The 26,155-nt window shown below is 68.7% G+C and carries 23 protein-coding genes; 9 read left to right on the forward strand and 14 right to left on the reverse strand.

From position 1 onward, the window contains the following. A partial coding sequence (locus tag ACLJK8_RS09865; protein WP_413150045.1) for a ComEC/Rec2 family competence protein occupies positions 1–1,847 on the reverse strand: 1,847 nt, incomplete at its 3' end. Positions 1,848–1,918: 71 nt separating this feature from the next. On the opposite strand from ACLJK8_RS09865, the gene gltX reads away from it, so the two are divergent. The 3 genes from gltX to ACLJK8_RS09880 all read left to right on the forward strand — a co-directional run bounded on the left by gltX (position 1,919) and on the right by ACLJK8_RS09880 (position 5,299). Further along, positions 1,919–3,388: a glutamate--tRNA ligase gene (gltX, locus tag ACLJK8_RS09870; RefSeq protein WP_413150046.1), complete on the forward strand. Its 1,470-nt coding sequence runs from the start codon at positions 1,919–1,921 to the stop codon at positions 3,386–3,388. Between the two features lie 110 nt (positions 3,389–3,498). After that, positions 3,499–4,800: a citrate synthase gene (gene gltA / locus ACLJK8_RS09875; protein WP_413150047.1), complete on the forward strand. Its 1,302-nt coding sequence runs from the start codon at positions 3,499–3,501 to the stop codon at positions 4,798–4,800. Next, positions 4,781–5,299 (forward strand): YbaK/EbsC family protein, encoded by a 519-nt coding sequence (locus ACLJK8_RS09880; RefSeq protein ID WP_413150048.1) that lies wholly within the window; start codon positions 4,781–4,783, stop codon positions 5,297–5,299. The genes gltA and ACLJK8_RS09880 overlap by 20 nt, the downstream gene beginning before the upstream one ends. Here ACLJK8_RS09880 and lpxB read toward each other — a convergent pair. The 12 genes from lpxB to pyrH all read right to left on the reverse strand — a co-directional run bounded on the left by lpxB (position 5,286) and on the right by pyrH (position 17,377). Further along, positions 5,286–6,452, reverse strand: coding sequence for a lipid-A-disaccharide synthase (lpxB, locus tag ACLJK8_RS09885; RefSeq protein WP_413150136.1), 1,167 nt, complete (start codon positions 6,450–6,452; stop codon positions 5,286–5,288). The genes ACLJK8_RS09880 and lpxB overlap by 14 nt on opposite strands. A gap of 38 nt (positions 6,453–6,490) precedes the next feature. After that, on the reverse strand, positions 6,491–7,351 hold the full coding sequence (locus ACLJK8_RS09890; RefSeq protein WP_413150049.1) for an LpxI family protein: 861 nt from the start codon (positions 7,349–7,351) through the stop codon (positions 6,491–6,493). Then, on the reverse strand, positions 7,351–8,151 hold the full coding sequence (gene lpxA / locus ACLJK8_RS09895) for an acyl-ACP--UDP-N-acetylglucosamine O-acyltransferase (protein WP_413150050.1): 801 nt from the start codon (positions 8,149–8,151) through the stop codon (positions 7,351–7,353). The genes ACLJK8_RS09890 and lpxA overlap by 1 nt, the downstream gene beginning before the upstream one ends. Position 8,152: 1 nt before the next feature. Next, positions 8,153–8,641, reverse strand: a complete 489-nt coding sequence (gene fabZ / locus ACLJK8_RS09900) for a 3-hydroxyacyl-ACP dehydratase FabZ (protein ID WP_413150052.1) — start codon at positions 8,639–8,641, stop codon at positions 8,153–8,155. A gap of 13 nt (positions 8,642–8,654) precedes the next feature. Continuing rightward, entirely contained in the window at positions 8,655–9,296 is a 642-nt protein-coding gene (locus tag ACLJK8_RS09905) for an OmpH family outer membrane protein (protein ID WP_413150054.1), read from the reverse strand. 4 nt (positions 9,297–9,300) lie between these two features. Further along, positions 9,301–11,625 carry an outer membrane protein assembly factor BamA gene (bamA, locus tag ACLJK8_RS09910; RefSeq protein WP_413150056.1) on the reverse strand — a complete coding sequence of 775 codons (2,325 nt, stop codon included), beginning with the start codon at positions 11,623–11,625 and terminating at the stop codon, positions 9,301–9,303. 66 nt (positions 11,626–11,691) lie between these two features. Continuing rightward, positions 11,692–13,035, reverse strand: coding sequence for an RIP metalloprotease RseP (rseP, locus tag ACLJK8_RS09915; protein WP_413150057.1), 1,344 nt, complete (start codon positions 13,033–13,035; stop codon positions 11,692–11,694). A gap of 67 nt (positions 13,036–13,102) precedes the next feature. Continuing rightward, entirely contained in the window at positions 13,103–14,290 is a 1,188-nt protein-coding gene (gene dxr / locus ACLJK8_RS09920) for a 1-deoxy-D-xylulose-5-phosphate reductoisomerase (protein WP_413150058.1), read from the reverse strand. Between the two features lie 20 nt (positions 14,291–14,310). Next, complete coding sequence (locus ACLJK8_RS09925; protein ID WP_413150059.1) at positions 14,311–15,186, reverse strand: phosphatidate cytidylyltransferase; 876 nt, start codon at positions 15,184–15,186, stop codon at positions 14,311–14,313. Beyond that, complete coding sequence (gene uppS, locus ACLJK8_RS09930; RefSeq protein ID WP_413150137.1) at positions 15,183–15,911, reverse strand: polyprenyl diphosphate synthase; 729 nt, start codon at positions 15,909–15,911, stop codon at positions 15,183–15,185. Before uppS ends, ACLJK8_RS09925 begins: the two co-directional genes overlap by 4 nt. Positions 15,912–16,015: 104 nt before the next feature. Beyond that, a complete protein-coding gene (frr, locus tag ACLJK8_RS09935) occupies positions 16,016–16,579 on the reverse strand; it encodes a ribosome recycling factor (protein ID WP_413150060.1) in 564 nt (187 codons plus the stop codon). Between the two features lie 18 nt (positions 16,580–16,597). Then, positions 16,598–17,377, reverse strand: a complete 780-nt coding sequence (gene pyrH / locus ACLJK8_RS09940) for a UMP kinase (RefSeq protein ID WP_413150061.1) — start codon at positions 17,375–17,377, stop codon at positions 16,598–16,600. Positions 17,378–17,643: 266 nt separating this feature from the next. On the opposite strand from pyrH, the gene ACLJK8_RS09945 reads away from it, so the two are divergent. From ACLJK8_RS09945 to pstB, 4 genes are read left to right on the forward strand one after another with little or no spacing between them, the layout of a single operon-like run. Continuing rightward, the gene (locus ACLJK8_RS09945) at positions 17,644–18,702 is read left to right on the forward strand and encodes a substrate-binding domain-containing protein (protein WP_413150062.1); all 1,059 of its coding nucleotides are present in this window, start codon (positions 17,644–17,646) and stop codon (positions 18,700–18,702) included. 7 nt (positions 18,703–18,709) lie between these two features. Continuing rightward, complete coding sequence (gene pstC / locus ACLJK8_RS09950) at positions 18,710–20,110, forward strand: phosphate ABC transporter permease subunit PstC (RefSeq protein WP_413150064.1); 1,401 nt, start codon at positions 18,710–18,712, stop codon at positions 20,108–20,110. Next, positions 20,107–21,408 (forward strand): phosphate ABC transporter permease PstA, encoded by a 1,302-nt coding sequence (gene pstA, locus ACLJK8_RS09955; RefSeq protein WP_413150065.1) that lies wholly within the window; start codon positions 20,107–20,109, stop codon positions 21,406–21,408. Before pstC ends, pstA begins: the two co-directional genes overlap by 4 nt. A gap of 13 nt (positions 21,409–21,421) precedes the next feature. Further along, the gene (gene pstB, locus ACLJK8_RS09960) at positions 21,422–22,222 is read left to right on the forward strand and encodes a phosphate ABC transporter ATP-binding protein PstB (RefSeq protein ID WP_413150066.1); all 801 of its coding nucleotides are present in this window, start codon (positions 21,422–21,424) and stop codon (positions 22,220–22,222) included. 51 nt (positions 22,223–22,273) lie between these two features. Here the strand turns inward: pstB and ACLJK8_RS09965 are convergent, their stop codons facing one another. Continuing rightward, positions 22,274–22,957 (reverse strand): TetR/AcrR family transcriptional regulator, encoded by a 684-nt coding sequence (locus ACLJK8_RS09965; RefSeq protein WP_413150067.1) that lies wholly within the window; start codon positions 22,955–22,957, stop codon positions 22,274–22,276. Positions 22,958–23,205: 248 nt separating this feature from the next. Between ACLJK8_RS09965 and ACLJK8_RS09970 the strand changes: the two genes are divergently transcribed. Both ACLJK8_RS09970 and ACLJK8_RS09975 read left to right on the forward strand, forming a co-directional pair. Then, complete coding sequence (locus ACLJK8_RS09970; protein WP_413150069.1) at positions 23,206–24,474, forward strand: HlyD family secretion protein; 1,269 nt, start codon at positions 23,206–23,208, stop codon at positions 24,472–24,474. Positions 24,475–24,576: 102 nt separating this feature from the next. Further along, positions 24,577–26,127 (forward strand): DHA2 family efflux MFS transporter permease subunit, encoded by a 1,551-nt coding sequence (locus ACLJK8_RS09975; protein WP_413150070.1) that lies wholly within the window; start codon positions 24,577–24,579, stop codon positions 26,125–26,127. Positions 26,128–26,155: the final 28 nt, after the last annotated feature.

Genomic DNA, 26,155 nt, shown 5'->3' on the forward strand with positions numbered 1-26,155 from the left:
TCCGAGCCGATGTAGCGGATCCTGCCGAGCCCCGGCGCTTCCGCCTCGATCCGGGCGCGGGCGCGGTGGAAGACACCCCGCGCCGCCGCCTCGGCCTGGCTCGCCGGATCGCCGTCGCGCCTGAGCCAGCTCTCGGCGGTGAAGGCATTGCCCTTGTCGACGCTGAGCGCCCTGCCCTCCGGGGTCATGATGCCGAAAAGCCGGCCGTTCCCGGCGATGAGCAGGCCCGGCCTCGGCTCCGCCGCCCAGAGCGCGAGTCCGGCGGCGACGGGCAGAAGACCGAGCCAGCGGCCCCGGCCGTGCCAGAGCACGACGAAGATCCCGCCGAGACCGAGCAGCGCCAGCGTCGCCGGCGGCCCGGCCGGCACCGCGCGGGTGGAGCCGCCGAGCCCGGCGACGAAATCCGAGACGCCGAGGACATAGGCGTTCCCCCAACCCATCACCGTGAGGGGAACCGCGTCGAGGCCGAAGGGCATGGCGATCAGCGCGACCACCGCCGCCGGCATCACGAGAATGCCCATCATCGGCACCGCGAGCATGTTCGCGACGAGGCCGTAGGGGGCGCTCACGTTGAAATGGAAGGCCGAGATCGGCGCGGTGGCCGCCCCCGCGACCAGCGAACTCATGGCGAGGCCGAGCAAGGGCTTCACGAGCCGCCAGCGCCGGTCGGTCTGGGTCGCCTGCCACCAGGCCCGGGTCCGGAGCGCCTCGAAGCTCGCGACGAGCGCGATGGTCGCGGCGAAGGACATCTGGAAACCCGGCTGGACCAGCGCCTCGGGCGTCAGCGTCAGCACGACGAGCGCCGCGAGCGCGATCGCGCGCAGCGTCAGCGCCGGGCGGTCGAGCAGCACGGCGCAGAGTACGACCGCGGTCATCACATAGGAGCGCTGCGTCGCCACCTCGTTGCCCGAGATCAGGAGATAGGCCAGCCCGCCGATCAGGGCCGCGACCGCCGCGATCTTCTTCAGCGGCCAACGCAGCGCGCACCACGGGATGAGCGCGAGTCCGTAGCGCACGATCGCGAAGACCGCCGCCGCCAGCAGGCTCATGTGCAGGCCCGAGATCGAGACGATGTGATAGAGGGTCGAGGCCCGAAGCGAATCGTCCGTCGCGCGTTCGATGCCGGACCGGTCCCCGGTCAGGATCGCGGCGCCGAACGCGCCCTCCTGCCCCGGCACGACCGACTGGATCCGCCGCGAGAGCGCCATGCGCGCGCGAAACGCCAGTTGCTGCCACGACGAGACCGCTCCGCCCTCCGCTTCGAGGAACGGCGTCCGCGTATAGCCGACGGCGCCGATCCCCTGGAAGAAGGCGACGAAGCGGAAGTCGAACCCGCCCGGCTCCGAGGGCCCGGCGGGCGGAGAGAGCCGCGCGGTGCCGGTGATCCGCCGCCCCGGCGTCAGAAGCGCGAGATCCGTCTCCGGCCCGAGCGAGATCCGCGCCGTCCGCGGCGTCCTCTCGGGATCGAGCCCGCCGATCCAGAGCCGGTCGAGCAGCACCCGCGGCAGGTCGGAGGCGGACCGCGAGAGCCCGGCGACCCGCCCCTCGATCGCCACCGTCCGCTCCCGGTCGAGCACCGGCGCGGCGACGGCGAGCGTGCGCGCCCCGACGATGGAGAAGCCGAGCAGCGGGATCGCCACCGCGAGCACCGCGACGCGGCCGGCGAGTGCCAGCCGGGGCGCGAGGGCGAAGCAGAGGCCCATCGGCCCGAGGCAGGCCACGAGAACCCATCCCGAGGGCTCGGTGGGCAGCGCGAAGTAGAGACCGACGCCGAGGGCGTGGAAGACCGGGACCCAGAGCGCGAGATCCGGCGCCTGCCGGTCCAGAATGGCGGCGAGGCGCCCCAATGCCTTGTTCTCCACGTCGGAAATCGCCTAAAGACGAGCCTCCCCGGACGCGGTTGAGAAGAGGTTAAGCCATGGCCATCGATGACGACGCGGGCGTGACCCAGGGTTCGGCGACCGAGGCGACCCCGAAGCCGGGCGTGGTGACGCGTTTCGCTCCCTCGCCGACCGGCTTCCTGCATATCGGCGGCGCGCGCACCGCGCTCTTCAACTGGCTCTACGCGCGCCATACCGGCGGGACCTTCCTCCTGCGGATCGAGGACACCGATCGCGCGCGCTCGACCCCGGAGGCCACGGAGGCGATCTTCGAAGGCCTGCGCTGGCTCGGTCTCGACTGGGACCGCGAGGCGACGAGCCAGTTCGCCGGCATGGCCCGCCACACCGAGGTCGCGACCGAGATGATCGAGCGCGGCGCAGCCTACCGCTGCTATTCGACGGTCGAGGAGATCGAAGCCTTCCGCGAGCAGGCGAAGGCCGAGGGGCGCCCGCCGCTCTTCCGCTCGCCCTGGCGCGACGCCGATCCCGCGAGCTTTCCGGCCGACGCGCCCTATGTCGTCCGGCTCCGCGCCCCGCGGGAAGGCGAGACGGTGATCGAGGATGTGGTGCAGGGCACCGTGACCTTCCGCAACGATACGCTCGACGACCTGATCCTGCTGCGTTCCGACGGCACGCCGACCTACATGCACGCCGTGGTGGTCGACGACCACGACATGGGCGTGACCCATGTGATCCGCGGCGACGACCACCTGACCAACGCGGCGCGGCAGACGCTGATCTATCAGGGGCTCGGCTGGACCGTTCCCGTCTGGGGGCATATCCCGCTCATCCACGGCCCGGACGGTGCGAAACTGTCGAAACGCCACGGCGCGCTCGGGGTGGAAGCCTATCGCGACATGGGCTATCCGGCGGAGGCGATGCGCAACTATCTCGCGCGACTCGGCTGGAGCCACGGCAACGACGAGTTCTTCTCCACCGAACAGGCAATAGCCTGGTTCGACCTGGAGCATCTCGGTAAAGCGCCCGCACGATTCGATTTCAAGAAGCTGGAGAATCTATCCGGTCAGCACATCCGGGCCTACCCCGACGAAATACTGCTTCTGGAACTGGACGGTTTCCTGTCTTCGCAAAAGGCCCCACCGTTCACTGCGAAGCAACGGGATCAGCTTCTCAGAGCGATGCCGCACATGAAGCAACGCGCGAAGACACTGATCGAACTCCTTGATATGGGGTCTTTTATCCTCGGTCAACGCCCCTTCGCCCCGGATGCCGCCGCGCAGAAGATCCTCTCCGCCGCGCCTGATGGCCTGCTGGGGGACCTGCTTTCGCGCCTGCAACAAGTAGACTGGAATCTCCCGGACATTGAGACTACGGTTCGCGCATTCGCGGAGGAGCGGGGCCTCGGCCTCGGCAAGGTGGCCCAGCCTCTGCGCGCCGCGCTGACCGGCCGGACGATATCGCCCGGTGTCTTCGAAATGATGGAAATCCTCGGCCGCGAGGAATGCCTGGCACGCCTGGGCGATCGCGTGGAAGCGGCCCGGACGTGATCCGACGAAGCGCCGGCTCGCGCGGCCTTGCGTCAAGCTCCGGCCCACGGGCCGCGGCGAGGCATCATTCGCGCCCGTGAGAACGGGCAGAACATAGGGGAAAGACAGGGATGACCGATCAAACTCACCGCGCGGCGAAGCTGAGCATTGGCGAGAAGACGCTTGACCTGCCGATCTATTCGGGAACCTTGGGACCGGACGTCCTCGATATCAGGCGCCTCTACGCCGATGGCGACGTCTTCACCTTCGATCCCGGCTATACCTCGACCGGCTCGTGCGAAAGCGCGATCACCTTCATCGACGGCGACAAGGGCGAACTGCTCTATCGCGGCTATCCGATCGAGCAGCTTGCCGAGAAATCGCACTTCCTCGAAGTCTGCTACCTGCTCCTCTACGGCGAGCTTCCGACCGCCCCGCAGCTCGAGGATTTCGAGAGCCGGGTGACGAACCACACGATGCTGCACGAGCAGATGTCGTATTTCTTCCGCGGCTTCCGCCGTGACGCGCATCCGATGGCGATCGTCTGCGGCGTCGTCGGGGCGATGTCGGCCTTCTATCACGACTCGGTCGACATCCACGATTCCTGGCAGCGCGAGGTCGCCTCGATCCGGCTGATCGCGAAGATGCCGACCATCGTCGCATGGGCCTACAAGTATTCCGCCGGGCAACCCTTCGTCTATCCGAAGAACTCGCTTGATTACGCGTCGAATTTCCTCAACATGTGCTTCTCGGTTCCGGCGGGAGATTATGTCGTCGATCCGATCCTGAGCCGCGCGATGGACCGGATCTTCACGCTCCACGCCGATCACGAGCAGAACGCCTCTACTTCGACGGTCCGCCTCGCCTCCTCCTCGGGCGCCAATCCCTTCGCCTGCATCGCTGCGGGTGTCGCCTGTCTCTGGGGCCCGGCGCATGGCGGCGCGAACCAGGCCTGTCTCGAAATGCTCCGCGAGATCGGCACCGTGGACCGGATTCCGGAATACATCGAGAAGGCGAAGGACAAGAACGATCCGTTCAAGCTCATGGGCTTCGGCCACCGGGTCTACAAGAACTTCGACCCGCGCGCGAAGGTGATGAAGCAGTCCGCGGACGAAGTGCTGGGGCTCCTCGGCATCGAGAACAACCCGACGCTGCAGGTCGCCAAGGAACTCGAGAAGATCGCGCTCGAGGACCCCTATTTCATCGAGAAGAAGCTCTATCCGAACGTCGACTTCTACTCGGGCATCATCCTCGATGCGATCGGTTTCCCGACCTCGATGTTCACGCCGATCTTCGCCCTCGCGCGCACCGTCGGCTGGATCACGCAGTGGAAGGAGATGATCTCCGATCCGCAGCTGAAGATCGGCCGTCCGCGCCAGCTCTACACCGGCCCGACCGCGCGCGATTACACGGATGTCGAGAACCGCGGCTGAGGTCGCGCCGGCGGGATCGGCGCCGGGCGGGGCATCCCTCGCCCGCGTCATCGCCGGGGCCGAGGCGCTGGGCCTGACGATCACGCCGGTCAGGCTCGATGAAGGCACCCGGACCGCCGCCGACGCGGCCCGGGCCTGTGGCTGCGAGATCGACCAGATCGTCAAGTCGATCGTCTTCCGGGTCGCGGACGAGGAGCGGCATGTGCTGTTCCTGACCGCCGGCGGCAACCGGGTCGATCCCGAAGCCGCCGCGGCGCTGGTCGGAGCGCCGCTCGGCAAGGCAGACGCAGCCGGCGTGCGGGCGCATACCGGTTTCGCGATCGGCGGCGTCTCTCCCATCGGGCATCTCAGGCCGATCGAGACCTGGCTCGACCCGAGACTGCTCGATTTCGCCACCGTCTGGGCAGCGGCCGGGACCCCCCGTCATGTGTTCTCGATTGATCCCCGGACGCTCGTCGCCGCGCTGGCTCCGGGTGTCGCCGAATTCACCGCCCGATAGCGCTCAGCACCGAACGCGCGGCGCGGGTCCCCGGAGGCTCACCGCCGCGCCCGAGCAGCTCCATCGCCCGATCCTCAGCCGCCCGCTGTTTCGCGCCGGCCTCCGGATCTTCAAGCAGGGCCGCGACGGCGGGTGTGATCTTCTCCGGCACACAGTCCTCGAACAGGAACTCCGGGATCGCCCGGCTCTCCGTCACGATGTTGACCAGCGTCGGCGAGGCGACCTTGACGAGCCGGCGCGCCAGGAAGGCCGAAAGCGCGTTCATCCGGTAGGCGATGACCATCGGCGTGCCGGCGGCCGCGAGTTCGAGGCTCACCGTGCCGGAAGCGGCGAGCGCCACATCCGCCGTCGCGAAGGCCGCGCGCTTGCGTAGCGCCGCCTCGGCCTGCGGCGCCGGCGCCTCGCCCATCAGCTTCGGCCAGCCCTGGGCGTCGGGAGGCATCAGGTCGCGGACCAGATCGGCGACCGGCGGCATGGTCGGAACGAGCAGCGCGAGATCCGGATGCCGCGCGCGCAAGGCCCGGCCAACCTCGGCGAAGACCGGCGCCAGCCGCGAGACCTCGCCCCGGCGCGATCCCGGCAGCAGCAGGAGTAGCGGCTGATCGGCTTCGATCCCGAGGCTCGCGCGGAGCGCAGCCTGTTCCCCGGCGGTCGCCACGGGTTCCGCCACGACCGGATGGCCGACGAAATCGCAGGTCATCCCGGCGGCTTGCATATAGGGCGGCTCGAACGGCAGCAGGGCAAGCACGTGGTCGACGCTCCTTGCCATCTTCGCCGCCCGGCCCGGACGCCAGGCCCAGACCGAAGGGGCGACGTAATGGATGACGCGTAGGTCCGGCAACGCCGCCCTTGCCTTGCGCGCGACGCGCAGACAGAAGTCGGGACTGTCGATGGTGATGAGCGCGTCCGGCCTGAACGCCGCCACCGCCTCCGCCGTTTCGCGGATGCGCGCGAGGAGCGACGGCAGGCGCGGGAGAACCTCTGCCACGCCCATCACGCTCAGTTCCGCCATCGGGAAGCGTGAGGCGAGACCCTCGACCGCCATCGCCGGCCCGCCCACGCCTTCGAGCGCGGAGGGGGGCTCGCCGAGTTCGCGCAGCCCCCGGAGCAGGGCGGCGCCGAGCAGGTCGCCCGAGGCTTCCCCCGCGATCATGAAGAGCCGGGGTCCGCGCCGCGCCGGGACGGTTCCGCTCACGCGGTCTCCTCTTCGGCGGGCTCCGGCTCGTACCCCCAGAGGAAGAGGCCCGCGGCGTCCGCCGTCGCGAGACAATCCTCACGCCCGATCATCAGCACGCCCCCGGCCTGAACCGCGATCCCGGCGAGCCCGGCCGCGGCCGCGCGCCGGATCGTCTCCGGGCCGATCGCGGGCAGGTCGATGCGCCAGTCCTGCCCCGGCTTCGGCCCCTTGTAGAGCACACCCCGCCCGCCCGCGGGATCGCGCCGGTACGCCGCGCCCGTCGCCGCGACGAATTCGAGCATCGCATCCGTGCCCTGGATCGATTCAAGGCCGAGACAAAGCCCCTGCGCGACCACCGCGCATTGCCCGACATCCGCGGCGCCGAGCGCGGTCACGATCGCGAAGGCCCGGTCGGTGTCGACGCGGTCGGCAGGTCCGGGATGGAGGCGCGAGGCGACGCCGGGTGCTACGAGCAGCCCGCGCAGGATCTCGTGCGGCGCGCGGATCCGAAACCCCTCCGCCTCGAAGATTTCCGCGACCATCCGGAGCGTCGCGTCATCGCCCGCCTTGAGCCCCGAGAGCAGACGCGGCGCCATGCCGATGAACTTGAAATCGAAACGTGTCGGCTTCAGCTTCGGCCGGGTCATGCCGCCGGCGAAGGTCACGACGCCGCAGCCGGCGCCCCGGAGATCGGCGAAGAGCTTGCCCGGCTTCTCGAAGATCTCGTGCAGCACCGGATGGCCGGGCAGCCAGTCGAGCGTGACGCCCTCGAAGATCACGACGCGGTAGGGGATGCGGCGCCTGCGGCAATCCTCGGCGATCAGCCGGGGCAGCGCGCCCCGGCCCGCCACGATGGCGATCCCGTCGGCGGCCATCAGGCGGGAACGGTGAAGGATCGCGAGGATTCCGCCGAGATGAAGCGCAGCACTTCCTCGACCAGCGGGTTTCCGGCGTGGCTCGCCGCCACCCCGTCCGCCCGCTCCCGGAGCGAGCCCCCTTCGGCGAAAAGCTCGCCGAAGGCGGCGCGGAGCCCGTGGATCTGCGCCCGGTCGGCGCCCCGGCGCTTCAGGCCGACGAGGTTCAGCCCGGCCAGATGCGCCCGTTCGCCGATCACCGAACCATAGGGGATCACATCGGCGACCACGCCCGCGAGACCGCCGATCATCGCGCCCCGGCCGATCCGGACATGCTGATGGATCGCGGCGAGCCCGCCGAGGATGACGTTGTCATCGAGAATCACATGCCCGGCGAGGGTCGCGTTGTTCGCGAGGATGACGCCGTCGCCGACCACGCAGTCATGACCGACATGGACCGACATCATGAAGAGCCCGCCGTCGCCGACGCGGGTCACGCCGCCGCCGCCTTCGGTGCCGGGGTTCATCGTCACATGTTCGCGGATGCTGTTGTTCGCGCCGATGATGAGTTCGGACCGCTCGCCCCGGTATTTCAGATCCTGCGGCGCGTGGCCGATCGAGGCGAAGGGGAAGATCCGGGTGCCCGCGCCGACCCTGGTGATCCCCGCGACGGCGACATGGCTCTGCAGAACCACACCCTCGCCGAGCACCACCTCGGGGCCGATCACGCAATAGGGCCCGACCCGCGCGCCGGCGCCGATCTCGGCGCCGTCCTCGACAATGGCGGTCGGATGGATGTCGGCGGTCGCGTCGATCGCCATCTCAGCGGCTCGCCCGCTCGGCCGCTTCCGGTTCCATGATCATCGCCGTGTAGATCGCCTCGGCACAGACGCGGTCGCCGACCTTCGCGACGCCGTTGAACTTCCAGACCTTGCCGCGCCCCCGGATGATCTCGACGTGCAGTTCCAGCACATCCCCCGGCTCGACCGGCGAACGGAACTTCGCCTCCTCGATCGACATGAAATAGACGAGCAGGTCGTGGTCGAGCAGATCGAGGGTCTTGATGACCAGCACCGCCGCCGTCTGCGCCATCGCCTCGATGATGAGGACACCGGGCATGACCGGCCGGACCGGGAAATGCCCCTCGAAATGCGGCTCGTTCGCGGTCACGCATTTGATGCCGACGGCGCTCTTGCCAGGCGCGATATTGACCATGCGATCGACGAGAAGCACCGGGTATCGGTGCGGGATCATCCGCTTGATCTCGAGAATGTCGGCCGAGCCAAGATCCGGGTCGATCACCAGTGCCATCGCGTCTCTCTCCTCAGTCCTGGGTCCCGTCCGGCGCGCCGGTCGCCGGCGCCGCGGGCTCGGGCGGCATGCCGGGAGCGGCCTCCGGAGTTTCATCCGGCGCCGGGGTGGGAAGTGGTAGCCCCGCGGGCGGCGCCGCGTCAATCTCGGCGATCACCGCCTCGGTGATGTTGAGCCTGTCGTCGGCGAGCAGCACGCTGTTCTCGTCGAAGATCGCATGGGCCTGGAATCTCTCCATGACCCGGACGAGAATGGGTGCGACCGCCGCGTAGAACTGCCGCCGCCTGGTCTCGAAATCCTGGGCCAGCGCGTTCGAGCGCGCATCCTGCTCCTGCCGCGCCTGCACGACGCGGGCGTCGAAATCGTCGGCTTTCGCGCGGAACTCCTCCGCCGGCATGTCGCGGCGCATCTCGTTGAGCGCGCGCTCCTCCTGCTCGAAGGCGGTGTCGATCGCGCGGGCCTCGGCACGGAGTTCGTCGCGCGCCGCGTCCTCCTCGGCGAGAAGCGCCTGCCCGGTGCGCGACCCGGTCAGCAGGCGCTCCTGGTTGATGAAGAGAAAATCGCTCGCCACCTGACCCTGGGCCAAGGCGGCTCCCGCCGCGGCGGTGGCGGCGAGAGCGGCGGCGAGGATCAGCTTTCGGGCGCGCTCGCCCATGGCATCAGAACCGGGTCTGGATCGTGAACTGGAAGCGTTCGGTTTCGTCATAGTCCTCCCGCTTGAGCGGGAAGGCGTAGTTGAACCGCAGCGGCGCGAAGGCGGTATCGATCAGCAGGCTGACACCGGCCGATCCGCGCATGGCGAAACCGTCGTCGACCACGCCCATGCTGCCGTCGATGTCATCGAGGCCCCAGAGCGAACCCCAGTCGGAGAAGACGCCGCCATAGATCCCGTACTGCTCCGGCAGGCCGAGCGGGAAGCTCGCGTCGAGCCGGAGCACGCCGTAGAAGTTGCCGCCGAGCGCCTCGTCGACATCGACGTCGCCCTGGCCAGGCGCGACGCATTCGCCCACGTCGCAGAAGTCGCGCGGCCCGAGGCCGTTGCGGGCGAAGCCGCGGAACGAGTCGCCACCGGTGATGAATCGCTCGGTGATCCGGCTGTCGCCGTCCGAGATGATCATGCCGCCCTCGAGCTCCGCCGTGAGGATCAACTCCTCCTCGAAATAGCTCGTGTAGACCCGCGCGGTGCCCCGAGTCTTGGACTGGCGCACGTCGCCGCCGAGGCCCGCGATATCCTCGCTCAGCGTCAGGATGAAACCGGCGGTCGGATCGACGACCGAGTTGCGGCGGTCGTAGGCGTAGGTAACGCCGACCGCGGACATGATCTCCGCGCCCTGTTCGTTGATGATGATGAGCGAGGTATCCTCCTCGACCTCGTAGATGTCGTCGCGCGAGATGCGGTAGCGGAGCGTCACCCGGCCATTCTCGCTGACCGGGAAGCCGATGCGCGGCTCGAAACCGTAGCTCGAGGTCTGGAAGGTCCGCTCGTCGTAGTCGGTCTCGCGGAAATAGAGGTCGAAGCCCGCGAGCAGATCGCGGTCGAAGAGCGCGGGTTCGGTGAAGCCGAACTGGATGTTCTGGTTCTGCGAGCTGGCGGAGACCGACCCGGAGACGGTCTGGCCGCGGCCGAGGAAGTTGCGCTCCACGACGCTGATCTGCGCGGTGAAACCCTCGGAGCTCGAGAAGGCGCCGCCGAGGTTGAGGCTGCCGGTCGGCTGCTCCTCGACCTGGACCTGGACGAGCGCCTGCTGCGGGCTCGTGCCCTGCCGCACCGCGACATTCACCGTCTCGAAATAGCCGAGACCCCGGATGTCGTCCTCGGCCTCGCTGATCTCGCGGCTGTTGAAGGCATCGCCCTCGACCAGATCGAACTGGCGTCGGATCACGCGGTCGAGCGTGCGGGTATTGCCCGAGATGTCGATACGTTCGACAAACACGCGGTTGCCCTCGACCAGCTGGAAATTGATGTCGACCGTGCGGTTCTGCTCGTTCCTGGTGATCTGCGGCTGGATCTCTACGAAGGCGTAGCCCTGCTGGCCGGCCTGATAGGTCATGCGGTCTATGACCCGGTTCACGAGCCTGACATTGTAGATCCCGCCCCCGAGCACCGGCGCGACGAGCGGCTCGAAATCGGCCGCGTTGAGCCCGGCCGCCGAGGAGCCGACCGAGATGGTGCCGAAGTTGTAGCGCGGCCCCTCGTTCACGGTGAAGTTCAGGAAGAAGCCGCTGCGCTCGCGCAGGAGTTCGGCGGAGGCGCTCTCGACCTCGAAATCCAGGTAGCCGCGTTCGAGATAGAACTGGCGCAGCCGTTCCTTGTCGACCTCGAGCCGGTCCGCGTCATAGGCGACATTGCCGAGCAGGAAGCTCAGCCAGTTCGCCTGGCCGCTCTCGAGCGCCCGGCGGAGCTGGCGGTCGGAATAGACTTCGTTGCCGACGATGTTGATGCGCTGGATCTGGGTGACGCGGCCCTCGAAGACCTCGAATACCAGATCGACGCGGTTCTCGGACTGCCGGATGATCACCGGATTGACCTGCGCGGCGTAGCGGCCGGCCTGCCGGTAGGCATCGATTATCGCCTGCGCGTCCTGCTCGGCGGAGGCGACGGAATAGGCGAGGCGCGGGCGGAGCTGGATCACCTGCAGCAGCAGTTCGTCGTCGAGCGAGCTGTTGCCCTCGAAGGCGATCTGGTTGATCGTCGGGTTCTCGGTGACCGTGATGACGAGGCGGCCGGCCTCGGGCATCACGTCGACGCTCTCGAACAGGCCCGATTCGTAGAGCCGGCGCACGGCGAGATTGAGATCCTCGGGCGTGACCGGCTGCCCCGCCTCGATGCCCGCGTAGGAGCGTATCGTGTCACCCTCGATACGCTGATTGCCGGCGACGTCGATCCGGCTGAAACTGGCGGTGCCCTGCGCCTCGGCCGCGAGCGGCTGGATGACGGCGGTCAGAAGCGCCGCAATGAAGAAAAGGCGGGAACACGCCCGCATCCAACGCCGCTGCCGCATACCGCACTGCCCTCTCGCCGTCCCGCGGGCGGTTTGCCGCCCCTTATCTCAACTCACCATTCGCATGATGTCGTTGTAGGTTGCAAATACCATCAGTAGCAGGATCAAGCCAAGACCTATCGACATCGCGAGTTGCATCGCGGCGGGGCTGGGCGGCCTGCCGCGGATCGCCTCGATGACGAAGGCGACGAAATGACCGCCGTCGAGCACCGGGATGGGGAAAAGGTTCAGGAGACCGATCGCGGTGGAGATGACCCCGATCAGCACGATGAAGTTCAGACCGCCCTGCGAGGCGGTTTCGCCGGAGATCTGCGCGATGCCGATCGGCCCCTGCAGGTTCTCGACGCCGATCGCCCCGTTGATGATCGCGACGATGCCGTTCAGCGACTGGGCGATCACGTCATAGACCCGGCTCACGCCGAAGCCGACCGCCGTCCAGGGGGCGGGCATGCGCGTCGCGGGCTCGTAGAGCGGCGCACCGGCGACGCCGATCATCACCCGGCGCTCGAACCCGCCTTCGCCATCGTCGGTATCTCGCTCGATCGGGGTGATCGAGAGCGTGATCTCGCCGCCGTCGCGCCAGACCCCGAGCGGGATCGCCCGGCCTTCCGAACCGAGCACCACCTCGCGCAGATCGGCGAAGGAGCCGAGCGCGCGTCCGTCCGCCGTCAGGACGAGATCCCCGGGACGCAGGCCCGCCGTGCTCGCGGGCGAGAGCGGTTCTACCCCGTCCACCAGCGGCGGGAAGGCATAGGGCACGGTCACGTCGAAGGTTTCGCCGTCGCGCTCGATCGTGAATTGCATCGGGCCGGGCGCGGGCATGTCGAGCGCGGCCGCGTAGATATCCTGGAAACCCTCGATCGCCTCGCCGTTGACCGCCAGGACCACGTCGCCCCGCCGCAAGGGTTGCTCGACGCCCGGCAGATCGGTGTAGCCGCCGATGGTCGGACGGTCGGTCGGCACCCCCTGCCAGAAGGCGACGCCGGTGAAGACGACCGCGGTCAGGATGAAATTCGCGAAAGGCCCGGCAAGGACGGTCAGCATCCGCCGCCCGACGCTCGCGCCGTGGAAACTGCGCGCCAGATCCTCGCGCGACATGCCTTCGAGGCTCGTCTGATCGGCGCGGCTCGACCCGTCGGCGTCGCCGACGAACTTGACGTATCCGCCAAGCGGCAGCGCGGCGACCTGCCAGAGCGTGCCGCGGCGGTCGCGGCGCGCCCAGATCACCGGGCCGAATCCGATCGAGAAGACCTCGGACTCGATGCCGCACCAGCGGGCGACGATGTAATGGCCGTATTCGTGCACCGCCACGACGATGCCGAGCACGACGATGAACGGAACCACGGTGGAGAGGAAGCCGCCGATCAGCGGAATGCTCGCGAGAATTTCCATTGGCTCATCTCCCGCAGGGCCCGTCTTCCGCCGGGCCTGTCTTCCGCCCGGCCTGTCTTTCGCCGGCCTATCTTCCGCCCGAATAGGCCGCGACCCAGAGACCCGACATCCGCCGGGCCGTCGCGTCAAGCTCGAGCACCGCGTCGAGGTCGTAATCGGGGCCAGACTGGGCCGCCTCGGGCGCGAGCTTGTCCAGCACATGTTCCACGAGGATGGCCATGTCAAGGAAGCCGATCGCCCCGATGAGGAAAGCGTCGAGCGCCGCCTCCTTCGCCGCGTTGAAGACCGCGCCGGAGAGGCCGTCGGCCTCCATCACCTCGCGCGCGAGACGCAGCGCCGGGAAGCGGACCGGGTCGGCGGCGGCGAAGTCGAGCCGCGACAGCCGCGCGAAATCGAGCCGCTCCAGCGACAGGTCGCGCCGGTCGGGCCAGTTGAGCGCGAATCCGATCGCGCCCCGCATGTCGGAGGGTCCGAGCTGCGCCATGATCGAGCCGTCATTGAAGCCGACCATCGAATGGATGATCGACTGCGGATGGATGATGACCTCGACCTGATCCGGCGAGAGGTCGAAGAGCGCCCGCGCCTCGATCATCTCCATCGCCTTGTTGAACATGGTCGCGCTGTCGATCGAGATCCGCTCGCCCATGTCCCAGTTCGGATGCGCCCGCGCCTGCGCCGGGGTGACCATCGCCATGCGCTCGCGCGGCCAGTCGCGGAACGGCCCGCCCGAGGCGGTGAGGATCACCCGCTCGGCGGCGGCCGCGTCCTCGCCGCGCAGCGCCTGGAAGATCGCGCTGTGCTCGCTGTCGACGGGAACCAGCGTCGTGCCATGCCGGGCGCAGGTCGCGCGCAGCAGCTCGCCGGCGCAGACGAGGCTTTCCTTGTTGGCCAGCGCCAGCACCCCGCCGTGCTCGGCCGCGCGCAGGCTGACCCCGAGACCCGCGGCGCCGACGATCGCCGACATCGCCCAGTCGGCCGGTTCCGCCGCCGCCGCGAGCAGCGCCTCCGGTCCAGCCGCGGCCTCCACATCCGATCCGGCGAGCGCGTCGCGGAGTGGTTCGAGCCGTTCCGGGTCCGCCGTGACCGCGAGCCGCGCCGAGAGCCGCCGCGCCTGTTCGGCGAGCAGTGCGATATTGCCCGCGCCGGTCAGCGCCACGACCTCGAACGCCTCCACCCCGCCCTGTTCCTCGAGAACCGCGATGGTGTTGCGTCCGACGGACCCGGTCGCCCCGAAGACACTGACCCTGCGCCGCATGTCCCTACCCCCGCCCGTCCCTAACCCAGCGAGCCCAAGCCGAACATTCCGCAGATCGCCACGAACCAGACCCCGCCGACCAGCCCGTCGAGCCGGTCCATCACCCCGCCATGACCCGGAATGACATGGCTCGCATCCTTCACGCCGAAGCGCCGCTTGACCGCGGATTCGAGCAGATCGCTGCATTGCGAGGCGATGCTGGCACCGATGCTGAGGAAGGCCGAAGTGGCGATGTCCTGACCGATCCAGACGCCCATCGGCACGCCGATCGCCCCCGCGAAGGCGAGGCCGCCGAGTGCGCCCGATCGCGTCTTGCCCGGGCTGACCGCCGGCCAGAGCCTCGGCCCGCCGAAGAGGCGGCCGACGAAATAGGCTCCGACATCGGTCGCCACCACGACGACGATCAGCCAGATGATGAGGAGGAGGCCGTTCGGCTCGAGATGCCGGATCGGCACCATCGCACAGACCGCGAGCCCCATGTAGAGCAGCCCGCCAATGAGCCAGCCCTTGCGCCGTCCGCCGAGGACCGCGGCCACCGCGCAGCCGAGCGCGAGGAAGAAGGCGCCGAGCAGCACGCCATGCAGATAGGTGGCGAAGACGGCCAGCGCGCCGCAGACCGCCATGCCCGGAAAGGCGGAATAGGTTACGGATCGCCCCGACGACAGCCGCGAGGACAGCTTCGGGGGCAGCCGTGAGGACCGCTTCGAGGGGAGGTCGCGGCTCACCATCCGGTCGAGTTCCCAGAGCATGATGATGAGCAGGCCCGCGAGCAGGACGGCGGACCAGAGCCCGCCCATCCAGAGATCGATGAAGGCGATCGCCGCGAGGGCGAGGCCGGATACGAGACGCAGGCCCAGATCGCCGAAGCGGACGGGCTTCGGCGGCGCGTCCCTCACCCGGCGATGGCGCCGTAGCGGCGCTCCCTCCGGCCGAACCCGCGGACCTGGGTCGCGAACATCTCGGCCGTGAAATCCGGCCAGCGGGTCTCGACGAAGGAGAATTCCGAATAGGCCGCCTGCCAGGGCAGGAAACCCGAGACCCGAAGCTCGCCGGATGTCCTCAGGATCAGGTCGGGGTCCGGCAGGCCGGCGGTGTCGAGATGCTCGGCGATCGTGTCCTGCGTGACATCCTCGGGGCGGAGCCTGCCGTCGCGGACCGCCTCGGCGACGCGGCGCGTGGCGCGCAGGATCTCGTCGCGGCCGCCGTAGTTGATCGCGACGGTCAGATGCAGCCGGTCGTTCTCCACCGTCCGCGCCTCGAGCCCGGCCATCAGCGCGCGCAGATCGGCGTCGAGCGGATCGCGCCCGCCGATGAAGCGCACCCGCGCCCCCTCGGCGACGAGCCGCGCGCCTTCCTTCTTGATGTAGCGGCGGAAGAGCCGCATCAGACCCTGCACCTCGCTCGCCGGACGTTTCCAGTTCTCGGTCGAGAAGGCGAAGAGCGTGAGATGGGTGATGCCAAGATCCGGGCAGGATTCGACGATCTCATGCACGCGGTCGGCGCCGCGGCGGTGCCCGGCCAGCCTGGGCAGTCCGCGACTCTCGGCCCAGCGTCCGTTGCCATCCATGATGATCGCCACGTGCGCGGGCGCGGGGCCCCCATGCATCTGGTCATCGGACATCATACTCGCGAACACCTCTTTCTCGGAACCGAACCGCGCCGGGCATGGCGGCGGAGACAGTCTGCCTTGTAAACGTTCCGGCCCATGCCTTCCAGACATGCCTTCTAGATCTGCATGATCTCTTCTTGCTTGGTCTCGAGCGCCGCGTCGATCTTGCCGATGGCGGAGTTGGTGAGTTCCTGCACTTCCTCGGACCAGATCTTGTGGTCGTCCTCTCCCATACCAGCCGATTTCGCCTTCTTGAGCTGGTCCATGCCGTCGCGGCGCACGTTGCGGACCGCGATCCGGGCGTTCTCGGCGTACTGGCCGGCGACGCGCGCCAGTTCGCGGCGGCGTTCCTCGTTGAGTTCGGGAATCGGCAGGCGCAGGATCGTGCCGTCCATCTGAGGATTGATCCCGAGGCCCGAGGAGCGGATCGCCTTGTCGACGGCGTTCACGAGGCTCTTGTCCCAGACGTTGATCAGCACCATGCGGGGTTCGGGCACGGTGATCGTGCCCAGCTGGTTGATCGGCGTCGGGCTGCCATAGGCCTCGACCGTCACCGGGTCCAGCATCCCGGCCGAGGCGCGGCCGGTCCGCAGCGAGGCGAACTCCTGCCTGAGCGCGTTGAGCGCCCCCTCCATCCGCTTCTCCAGCGCGTCTACGTCAATCTCAAGTTCTTCGGACATGGGCTCGCACCATATGACTCAGCCAGGGTCGACCGTGGTGAACTTGCCGCGACCCCGCACCACCCCCGCGAGGCCGTTCGGCGCATCGAGCGAGAAGACGATGATCGGCAGGGCATTGTCGCGGGCAAGGGCGATGGCGGCCGCGTCCATCACCTTCAGGTTCTTCTGCAGCACTTCGTCGTAGCTGACGCGATCGTAGCGTTTCGCATCCGGGTTCTTCTTCGGGTCGCTGTCGTAGACGCCATCGACCTGCGTCCCCTTGAAGATCGCACCGCAGGACATCTCGCTCGCGCGGAGGGTGGCGGCGGTATCGGTGGTGAAATAGGGGTTCCCGGTCCCGGCGGCGAAGATCACCACGCGCCCCTTCTCCAGATGGCGCACCGCGCGGCGCCGAATATAGGGCTCGCAGACCTGGGCCATCGGAATGGCGGAGAGCACGCGCGTATGCACGCCGAGCGATTCCAGCGCCGATTGCATCGCGAGCGCGTTCATCACCGTCGCGAGCATTCCCATGTAATCCGCCGTGGTCCGCTCCATCCCCTGGGCGCTACCCTGCAGCCCCCGGAAGATGTTGCCGCCGCCGATCACCATGCAGATCTCGACCCCGAGCGCGTGAAGCCCCTTCACCTCCTGCGCGATCCGCTCGACGGTCGGCGGATGCAGCCCGAACTGCCCCGGACCCATCAGCGCCTCGCCGGAGATCTTCAGGAGAATCCTGTCGTAGGCGGGACGGGTACTCTCGGGGCCGGCGCTCTGAAGGCGGGTAGTCTCCAGGTTCCCGGACGAACCATCCGTCATGTGCCGCAGCTCCGCTCGTCTCAAGGGTGTTTTGCCCAATGCGGGTAAACCGCGCCGAACTCAATGTCAAATGTCGCCGCGGGTCGCGTGGGACCCGGTTGAAACACATTGAAACACGGGCTCAGGCGCGGGCGGGCGACCAGGCGACGCCCGGACTGTCAAGAAACTGTCATGAAATCGTCATATGAAGGTTGTTTTGACGAGTCGCCTCACCCCGGGGTCGCGCCGGGAGGCGCCGGGCATCGGGAAGGCGCGGAGGAACCGCGATGATCACCGCCCGCGCGGACAAGTTCCCGGCGACGGCCCGCGTCGGCGTCCTGCTCTCCACCCTGCTCCTCACGGTCGCGGCGGAGGCGCAGCTACCGCGCGACCGGACGCGGATCGTCGGCTCTTCCACGGTCTTCCCCTACTCGCAGGCGGTGGCGGAGCATTACGTCGGGCTCACCCGCGCGAAGGCTCCGGTGGTCGAGGCGACCGGAACCGGCGGTGGCCTGAAGATCTTCTGCGGCGGCGTGGGAGCGGGGTTTCCCGACATCACCGGGGCGTCCCGTCCGATGACGGCGTCGGAGTACCGCGACTGCGCCTCCAACGGCGCCGCCGATCTGACGGAGGCGCTGATCGGGGACGACGCGCTCAGCCTCACCCAGTCCGTCGACGGACCGCCGCTCGAACTCACCCGGCGGGATCTCTTCCTCGCCCTCGCGGCCGAGGTGCCTGTGAACGGGGAGGTGGTCGCCAATCCCTACCGAAGCTGGCGCGACATCCGCCCGACCCTGCCCGACATGCCGATCGCGGTCTTCGGCCCGCCCCCGACCTCCGGCACGCGGGACGCGCTGATCGGCCTCGTCATGCAACCGGCCTGCGAGGGTTTCGCCGAGATCCGCGCGCTCGATGACGGGCGGCGGGCCGAGGTCTGCGCCCGGCCGCGGCGAGACGGCGGCTTCATCGAGGCGAGTGAAAACGATAACGTCATCGTGCGGCGTATCGTGTCGGACCCCGGCACGGTCGGCATCTTCGGCTTCCCCTTCCTGCACGAGAACCACGACATGTTGCGCGGCATTCCGATCGACGGCGTCGAGCCCAGCGCCCGGACGCTGAGGGACGGGACCTATCCGCTCACCCGGCCGCTCTTTCTCTATATCAAGAACGCGCACCGGGCGGTGATCCCGGGCATGGAGGCGTTGCTGGGCGAGTATCTCTCCGAGGAAGCGATCGGACCCGAGGGCTATCTCGCCGAGCGGGGGCTCGTTCCGCTCGACGCGGCGGAGCGCCGGACGGTTCGCACCCGCGTCGCCGGGCACGCGCGGATCGCGCGGTTCGAATAGGCTCGCCATGGACGGGTATTTCTTCCTCGCGATCCTCACGCTCTCCTTCGCGGCCTATCTCACCGGCCGCGCGACGGCGCGCCGCTTCGCCGACGGTCGGGGGGATGCCGGTCGGGGGGATCGGGCCGAAGTCCATTCGACTCCCGCCTATCACGGCGCCTTCGTCGCGATCTGGGTCGGGCTGCCCGCGCTGGTCCTCACGCTGCTCTGGACCATGGCGGAGGGGCCGGCCATCGACGCCCTGCTCGCGCGGACCCTGCCGGCGGAGATGACGGCGGGGCTCCACGCCGACGATCTCGGCCTCCTGCTCGCCGAGATCCACAACGTCGCCGCGGGGCGAATCCTGACGCCGCCCGGCCCCGGGGTCATCGAAGCGGCGGCGCGGCTCTCCGACTGGGCCTGGCTCGCGCGGGTCGCGATGTTCGTCACCGTGCTCGCCGCGATGGTCCTCTGCGCCTTCGTCGCGCGCGCCCGGCTCGGCCCGCGGTTCCGCGCACGCGAGCGGGTCGAAGCCACGCTCTCGGTCTTCATGATCCTTTGCGCGGGCGTGGCACTCGTCACCACGCTCGGCATCATCGTCTCGCTCACCCGCGAGGCCGCCGCCTTCTTCCGCTACGTTCCACCGCGCGAGTTCCTGTTCGGCCTCGACTGGGAGCCGGGGACCGCGATCAGGAGCGACCAGATCGCGGCGGAGGGCGCGTTCGGGGCGGTGCCGGTCTTTCTCGGAACGCTACTGATCGCCACGATCGCGATGGCGGTCGCGGTGCCGATCGGCCTCCTGTCGGCGATCTATCTCGTCGAATACGCCGCGCCGCGGTTCCGGCGGGTCGCGAAACCGACGCTCGAGATCCTCGCCGGGGTCCCGACCGTGGTCTACGGCTTCTTCGCGGTGCTCGTCGTCGCGCCGGCGATCCGCCAGACCGGCTCGCTCATGGGGCTCGCGACCTCGCCGAACTCGGCGCTGGCCGCCGGGCTGGTGATGGGGGTCATGATCATCCCCTTCATCTCGTCGCTCTCCGACGATGCGCTGCGCGCCGTGCCGCGCGCGCTCCGCGACGGATCGCTCGCCATGGGAGCGACACCGGCGGAGACCATGATCCGGGTCATGCTGCCCGCCGCCCTGCCCGGGATCGCGGGCGGCATCCTGCTCGCCTTCAGCCGGGCGATCGGCGAGACGATGATCGTCGTGATGGCGGCCGGGCTCATGGCCACGCTGACGATCAACCCGCTCGATTCCGTGAGCACCGTCACCGCGCAGATCGTGACGATGCTGGTCGGCGATACCGCCTTCGACGGCCCGAGGACCCTCGCCGCCTTCGCGCTCGGCCTCGTGATCTTCATCGTCACGCTGACGCTCAACACGATCGGCCTTCTGGTCGTGCGCCGATACCGCGAGAGCTACGAATGAGCCCGGCGAGATCACATCCGGCACCCGTCCCCGCCCACGGTCGCGACCGCGAGGCCGCCGCCGCGCGACGCCGCCGCCGGCACCGCGCCGACCGGCGGCTGCGGCGCCTCGGCCTCGGCGCGATCGCGCTTGCCATCGGTCTCCTCGGGCTGCTGGTCGCGACACTGGTCGTCACCGGCGCTCCCGCCCTGACGCAGACCAGCCTGCGCGTCGCCTTCGCCATCCCGGCCGATGAGGTCGACCCCGCCGATCCAGGCGCCACCGACTATGGCAGGATCGTGCGCGCCGGCGTCGCCGCCATGCTGCCGGAGCCGCCGCGCACCGCGGCCGAGCTTCGCGAGGCGGGCGCGATCGTCACGCCCAACACGCAATTCGTTCTGCGGGACGCCGTGATGGCCGATCCGGCGCTGATCGGGGGCAGCGTGACCCTCACGGTTCCGGTCGCGGATGCCTACGACCAGTTGAACAAGGGCCTGACCTCGCGCGACACGCCCGCCGAGCGGCGCAGGCTCTCCGACCGGCAGATCGGCTGGTTCGACGCGCTGAAGGCTTCCGGCGCGGTCAGCCAGCCGCTGAACTGGGGACTTCTCTTCAATCGCGACAGCCACCTGCCGGAGACCGCCGGACTGGCCGGGGCGATCGCGGGCTCGTTCTACACGCTGCTGGTCTGTTTCCTCGTGAGCTTTCCGACCGGAATCGCCGCGGCGGTCTGGCTCGAGGAATTCGCGCCGAGGAACCGCCTGACCGACGCGGTCGAGATCAACATCAACAATCTCGCGGCGGTACCCCCGATCATCTTCGGCCTGCTCGGCCTCTCGGTCTTCATCGGCGCCTTCGGGCTGCCCCGCTCCGCGCCGCTGGTCGGCGGGCTCGTCCTGAGCCTGATGACGCTGCCGACGATCATCATCGTCACCCGGGCCGCGCTCCGCGCGGTGCCGCCCTCGATCCGCGAGGCCGCGTACGGCGTCGGCGCGTCGAGGCATCAGGTGGTGCTCCACCACGTCCTCCCCCTCGCCCTTCCCGGCATCCTGACCGGAACCATCATCGGCCTCGCCCACGCGCTCGGCGAGACCGCGCCGCTGCTCCTGATCGGCATGAACGCCTTCATCACCGATCCGCCGGGCGGCATCCTCGAAGCCTCCACCGCGCTGCCAACGCAGATCTACATCTGGGCCGACAGCCCCGAGCGGGGCTTTGTCTCGCGGACCTCGGCCGCTATTCTGGTGCTGCTCGGGTTCCTGCTCCTGATGAACGCGGTCGCGGTCTTCCTGCGCCAGCGGCTCGAGCGGACGTGGTAGGGAACCACCGCCGATGAACCAGACCTTTCAGGCAAGCGCCACACTGGCCGACGGCGGGTCCGCGAAGATCTCGACGCGGGGCCTCGATGTCTTCTATGGCACGAAACAGGCGCTGTTCGGGATCGACCTCGAGATCCCCCGCAACCAGGTCACGGCGCTCATCGGCGCCTCGGGCTGCGGCAAGTCCAGCTTCCTGCGCTCGATCAACCGGATGAACGACACGGTGCCCGAAGCGCGGGTCAGGGGTAAGGTCCTGCTCGACGGGGAGGATGTCTACGATCCGAAGGTCGATGTGGTGGAACTGCGCGCCCGGGTCGGCATGGTGTTCCAGAAGGCCAATCCCTTCCCGAAATCGATCTTCGAGAACGTGGCCTACGGGCCGCGAATCCACGGCATGGCCCGCTCGAAGGCCGAACTCGGCGATATCGTGATCGGTTCGCTCCGGCGCGCGGGCCTCTACGACGAGGTGAAGGACCGCCTCGGCGACCGCGGCACCAGCCTCTCGGGCGGGCAGCAGCAGCGGCTCTGCATCGCCCGCGCCATCGCCACCCGGCCCGAGGTGCTGCTGATGGACGAGCCCGCCTCGGCGCTCGACCCGATCGCGACCGCGGTGATCGAGGAACTGATCGACGAGCTTCGGCGGAACTACACCATCGTGATCGTCACGCATTCGATGCAGCAGGCGGCGCGGGTGAGCCAGCGGACCGCCTTCTTCCACCAGGGCCGGCTCGTCGAGGAGGGACCGACGGAGCAGATCTTCTCGCTCCCCCGGCACAAGCGGACCGAGGATTACATCACGGGCAAGGTGGGCTGAGGCCCGCCGCCGTCCTGTCTCCCGTCTCGCCCGCCAGTTCCCGCCGCGAGCTCACCGCGGGGCATAGGCGGCGAGAAAGGTCGCGACGATCTCCCGCGCCCGGCTCAACGCTTCTTCCTCGCCCGGCGACGGATGGCCCGCGAGGATCGAGCGGGTGACGACCGGATGCTGGCAGAGCGCGCCGAACTGCCAGGCGGCCGTGTCCATGTCACCGGCGGCCAGTTCCCCCCTCGCCTGCCGTTCGGCGAGAAACCGCGCCAGTCGCCGCGCACCATGATCCGGGCCGGCCTCGTAGAGCTGGCGGCCGATCTCGGGAAACCGCTCCGACGCGCCGATGACGAGGCGCAGGAGCGCGATGTGATCGGGATGCGTGAGCGCCCGCATGAGCCCGGAGGCGAATGTGATCAGAACCTCCGCGAGAGGACCTTCGGTATCCTCGAGCGTCGGCATCGTGCGTTCGGCGGTCTCGCGCTTCTGCTCGATGATCAGGGCTTTGAACAGCGCCTCCTTGCTGTCGAAATAGACATAGAGCGTGCCCTTCGACACCTTCGCCGCGCGCGCGATCTGTCCCATGCTCGCCGCGTCGAAACCGGAGGCGAGGAAACAGTCCCGCGCTCCATCGAGGATCTGGCGACGCTTGAGATTGTCCGCGCGGGTATCGTCGCCTGAATCAGAAGGCGCATCAGAGGGCGCATCGGAGGGCACGGCGGAGGGCGCTTCGGGCGCGGGATTCATCGCGGGATCTTTCCTTCGGAATGAGCCTCAGTATCGCCGATGGCCTCGGGTCAAGGCCATAGGGATTTGTTGACCGAACGGTTCGGTCAGCTTGATTTCTGAATTGTACCGCGCTATGTCAAGAGCCGACCGAACCGTTCGGTCAATCGGCGAGTCGCTCGGATGCCGGCCGCGCCGCGAAGGACCTCCCCGCGCCTCCGGGCTCCATCCCCCGGGACCGGTATCGAGGCCGCCATAAGGACAGTGTGATGCCCAAGGATTTCGAGACCCTGCCGTCCGACCGCTCGACGATCGCCAGGTCCGCGCCGGCCGCGGAGACCGGGCCGCGCCTCGACACGGCCGCCCCCGCGGCGGACATGCCCGCCGACACCCCCGAGACCGGGAAGGCGAAGGGCGGCGCGAAAAGGAAGCTGGTGCTGGGCCTTCTGGCCGTGGCGGCGCTGATCGGCGGCGGGTGGTACGGTTACGAATACTGGGCCAACGGCCGCTTCCTGGTCGAGACCGACGACGCCTATGTCCAGGCCGATTTCGCCATTCTCGCGCCGAAGGTGACCGGCTACGTCGCCTCGGTGCCCGCCGTCGCGAATGCGACGGTCAGGGCCGGCGATCCGCTCGTGATCCTGCGCGACGACGATTACCGCAACGCGCTCGCCCTCGCACAATCGCAGCTAGACGCGCAGATCGCGTCGATCAGCCGCATCCAGCTGCAGGCCCAGGCCGGGCAGGCCGCGATCGCCCAGGCCGAGGCCAAGGTCGCGGCGGCGAACGCGGTGCAGGTGCAGGCCGAGTCCGACCTGCGGCGCTACACCACGCTCGCCCAGACCGATGTCGCCACCGCGCAACGACTCGAAGCGGCCCGGGCCGCGGCCGCGACGGCCGATGCCGAGGTGCGGCAGGCCGAAGCGGGCGTGCTGACCGCGAAGGCCGATCTTCAGGTGATCGAGGCGCAGGCGACCGAGGCCCGGGCGGTGGTCGCCGGCCTGACCGCCTCGCGCGACAAGGCACAGCACGATCTGGAAGACACGGTGCTGCGCGCGCCCGCCGACGGCGTCATCGGCAATCTCTCCGTGGCCGAGGGCGATTACGTCACGCCGGGCTCGCGGCTGCTCGCGGTGGTGCCGTTGAACCGGGTCTATGTCGAGGCGAACTTCAAGGAGACGCAGATCGAGAACCTCGTGCCCGGGACCGAGGTCGAGATCGAGATCGACGCCTTCCCCGACCGGTCCTTCGCGGGGACGGTGCAGGGCGTCTCGCCCGCTTCCGGCTCGGTCTTCAGCCTCCTTCCGCCCGAGAACGCGACCGGCAACTTCACCAAGGTCGTCCAGCGGCTCCCGGTCCGGATCGCGGTACCTCAGGAAGTCGCGGCCCAGGGCTGGCTCCGGCCCGGCCTCTCGGTGATCGCGATCGCCGACCCGCGCACCAATCCCGCCCCGTCCAGCGCGGCTGAGGCGCCGGACGGGCTCGACGGCGCGCGGATCTCGTCGAACCAGGCCCCAAACAAGGCCCCGGCGAACTGACGCCGGGGGTCCCGCCCCGATCCAGCGGCCCCGATCAGCGTCCCGGGCCAAAGAAGCGCAATCACGCTCGCGGCGAAGACCGGCCGGGCGGAAGGACCCATCATGGCGGAACCAGAGGAACAGGTATCGACCCGCAAGCTCATCGCCTTCTTCGCGCTGGTCTTCGGGATGTTCATGGCGATCCTCGACATCCAGATCGTCTCCTCCTCGCTGAGCGAGATCCAGGCGGGGCTTTCCGCCGCGCCCGACGAGGTGAGCTGGGTCCAGACGAGCTATCTGATCGCCGAGGTGATCATGATCCCGCTCTCGGGCTTTCTGGCCCGGGCGCTCTCGACGCGCGTCTTCTTCTCGATCTGCGCCGGCGGCTTCACCATCGCGAGCGTGCTCTGCGCCACCGCGACCAATCTCGAGCAGATGATCCTCTACCGCGCGCTGCAGGGCTTCATCGGCGGCGGCATGATCCCCTCGGCCTTCGCCGCCGCCTATACCGTGTTCCCGCGCTCGAAACAGCCGATGGTCATGGCGCTCGTCGGCCTGACCGTGACGCTCGCCCCCACCGTCGGCCCGACCGTGGGCGGCTATCTGACCGAGCTCTTCTCCTGGCACTGGCTTTTCCTCGTCAACGTCATCCCCGGGATCGCCGCGACGCTCATCGCCTGGACCATGGTGGATTTCGACGAGGCGGAACCGGGGCTGCTCCGCCGCTTCGACTTCATCGGCCTTCTCTTCATGGCGGTCTTTCTCGGCAGCCTCGAATACGTCGTCGAGGAAGGACAGAAGCACGACTGGTTCGAGGACCGCGGCATCGTGATCTTCACCGTGGTCACGGTGGTCTTCGGCGTCCTGTTCTTCTGGCGGGCCCTGACCGCGAAGACGCCGATCGTCGATCTCTCGGCCTTCACGGACCGCAACTTCGCGGTCGGCTCGATCCTCACCTTCGTGCTCGGCATCGGTCTTTACGGGCTCACCTATCTCTACCCGCTCTATCTCGCCTGGATACGCGGCTATACCGCGCTTCAGATCGGCGAGACGGTCTTCGTCACCGGCATCTTCATGTTCCTGACCGCGCCCATCGTCGGCGCGCTGATGCGCAAGGTCGACCCGCGCAAGCTGATCTTCGTTGGTCTCACCGGTTTCGCGCTCTCGTCCTTCGAACTGACACCGATCACGGCGGACTGGGCCTTCGGCGAGCTGTTCTTCCCGCAGGCGCTGCGCGGCGTGTCGCTGATGCTCTGCATGATCCCGATCAATCAGCTCGCGCTCGGAACGCTGCCGATGGACGGGATCAAGAACGCGAGCGGGCTCTTCAATCTGACGCGCAACCTCGGAGGCGCGGTTGGGCTCGCGGCGATCAATACCGTGCTTCAAAACCGAAGCGATGTGCATGTGGCACGGCTCGCCGAACATGTGCGCTGGGGCTCGGCGGTCGCCGAGAGCCGGCTCGCGGAAATCGCCGCCGGGCTCCGGCCCGCGCTCGGCAACCTCGCCGACGCGGCGGCGCTGCGCCAGATCAATGCGATGGTCGGGCAGCAGGCGCAGGTGATGGCCTTCGCGGATGTCTTCCTGGTGCTCGCGGTCCTCTTCGGCGCGATGGTCTTCCTGGTGCCGCTGGTGCAGAAGCCGCGCGACGGGGCGGGTGCTCCGGCGCATTGAGGGGCGCGGGGCCGGCCGGTCGCGGAGC

The organism is Amaricoccus sp. W119, assembly GCF_047275745.1.
Taxonomy (GTDB): Bacteria; Pseudomonadota; Alphaproteobacteria; order Rhodobacterales; family Rhodobacteraceae; genus Amaricoccus.

Coding starts and splice junctions, on each gene's coding strand:
- ACLJK8_RS09965 (WP_413150067.1), bottom strand. CDS start 22,957: ATGAATCCCGCGCCCGAAGCGCCCTCCGCCGTGCCCTCCGATGCGCCC.
- lpxA (WP_413150050.1), bottom strand. CDS start 8,151: ATGGCGATCGACGCGACCGCCGACATCCATCCGACCGCCATTGTCGAG.
- ACLJK8_RS09945 (WP_413150062.1), top strand. CDS start 17,644: ATGATCACCGCCCGCGCGGACAAGTTCCCGGCGACGGCCCGCGTCGGC.
- gltX (WP_413150046.1), top strand. CDS start 1,919: ATGGCCATCGATGACGACGCGGGCGTGACCCAGGGTTCGGCGACCGAG.
- pstC (WP_413150064.1), top strand. CDS start 18,710: ATGGACGGGTATTTCTTCCTCGCGATCCTCACGCTCTCCTTCGCGGCC.
- ACLJK8_RS09880 (WP_413150048.1), top strand. CDS start 4,781: ATGTCGAGAACCGCGGCTGAGGTCGCGCCGGCGGGATCGGCGCCGGGC.
- gltA (WP_413150047.1), top strand. CDS start 3,499: ATGACCGATCAAACTCACCGCGCGGCGAAGCTGAGCATTGGCGAGAAG.
- dxr (WP_413150058.1), bottom strand. CDS start 14,290: ATGCGGCGCAGGGTCAGTGTCTTCGGGGCGACCGGGTCCGTCGGACGC.
- ACLJK8_RS09975 (WP_413150070.1), top strand. CDS start 24,577: ATGGCGGAACCAGAGGAACAGGTATCGACCCGCAAGCTCATCGCCTTC.
- ACLJK8_RS09905 (WP_413150054.1), bottom strand. CDS start 9,296: ATGGGCGAGCGCGCCCGAAAGCTGATCCTCGCCGCCGCTCTCGCCGCC.
- uppS (WP_413150137.1), bottom strand. CDS start 15,911: ATGTCCGATGACCAGATGCATGGGGGCCCCGCGCCCGCGCACGTGGCG.
- lpxB (WP_413150136.1), bottom strand. CDS start 6,452: ATGATCGCGGGGGAAGCCTCGGGCGACCTGCTCGGCGCCGCCCTGCTC.
- pstA (WP_413150065.1), top strand. CDS start 20,107: ATGAGCCCGGCGAGATCACATCCGGCACCCGTCCCCGCCCACGGTCGC.
- bamA (WP_413150056.1), bottom strand. CDS start 11,625: ATGCGGGCGTGTTCCCGCCTTTTCTTCATTGCGGCGCTTCTGACCGCC.
- fabZ (WP_413150052.1), bottom strand. CDS start 8,641: ATGGCACTGGTGATCGACCCGGATCTTGGCTCGGCCGACATTCTCGAG.
- ACLJK8_RS09970 (WP_413150069.1), top strand. CDS start 23,206: ATGCCCAAGGATTTCGAGACCCTGCCGTCCGACCGCTCGACGATCGCC.
- frr (WP_413150060.1), bottom strand. CDS start 16,579: ATGTCCGAAGAACTTGAGATTGACGTAGACGCGCTGGAGAAGCGGATG.
- pstB (WP_413150066.1), top strand. CDS start 21,422: ATGAACCAGACCTTTCAGGCAAGCGCCACACTGGCCGACGGCGGGTCC.
- ACLJK8_RS09890 (WP_413150049.1), bottom strand. CDS start 7,351: ATGGCCGCCGACGGGATCGCCATCGTGGCGGGCCGGGGCGCGCTGCCC.
- rseP (WP_413150057.1), bottom strand. CDS start 13,035: ATGGAAATTCTCGCGAGCATTCCGCTGATCGGCGGCTTCCTCTCCACC.
- pyrH (WP_413150061.1), bottom strand. CDS start 17,377: ATGACGGATGGTTCGTCCGGGAACCTGGAGACTACCCGCCTTCAGAGC.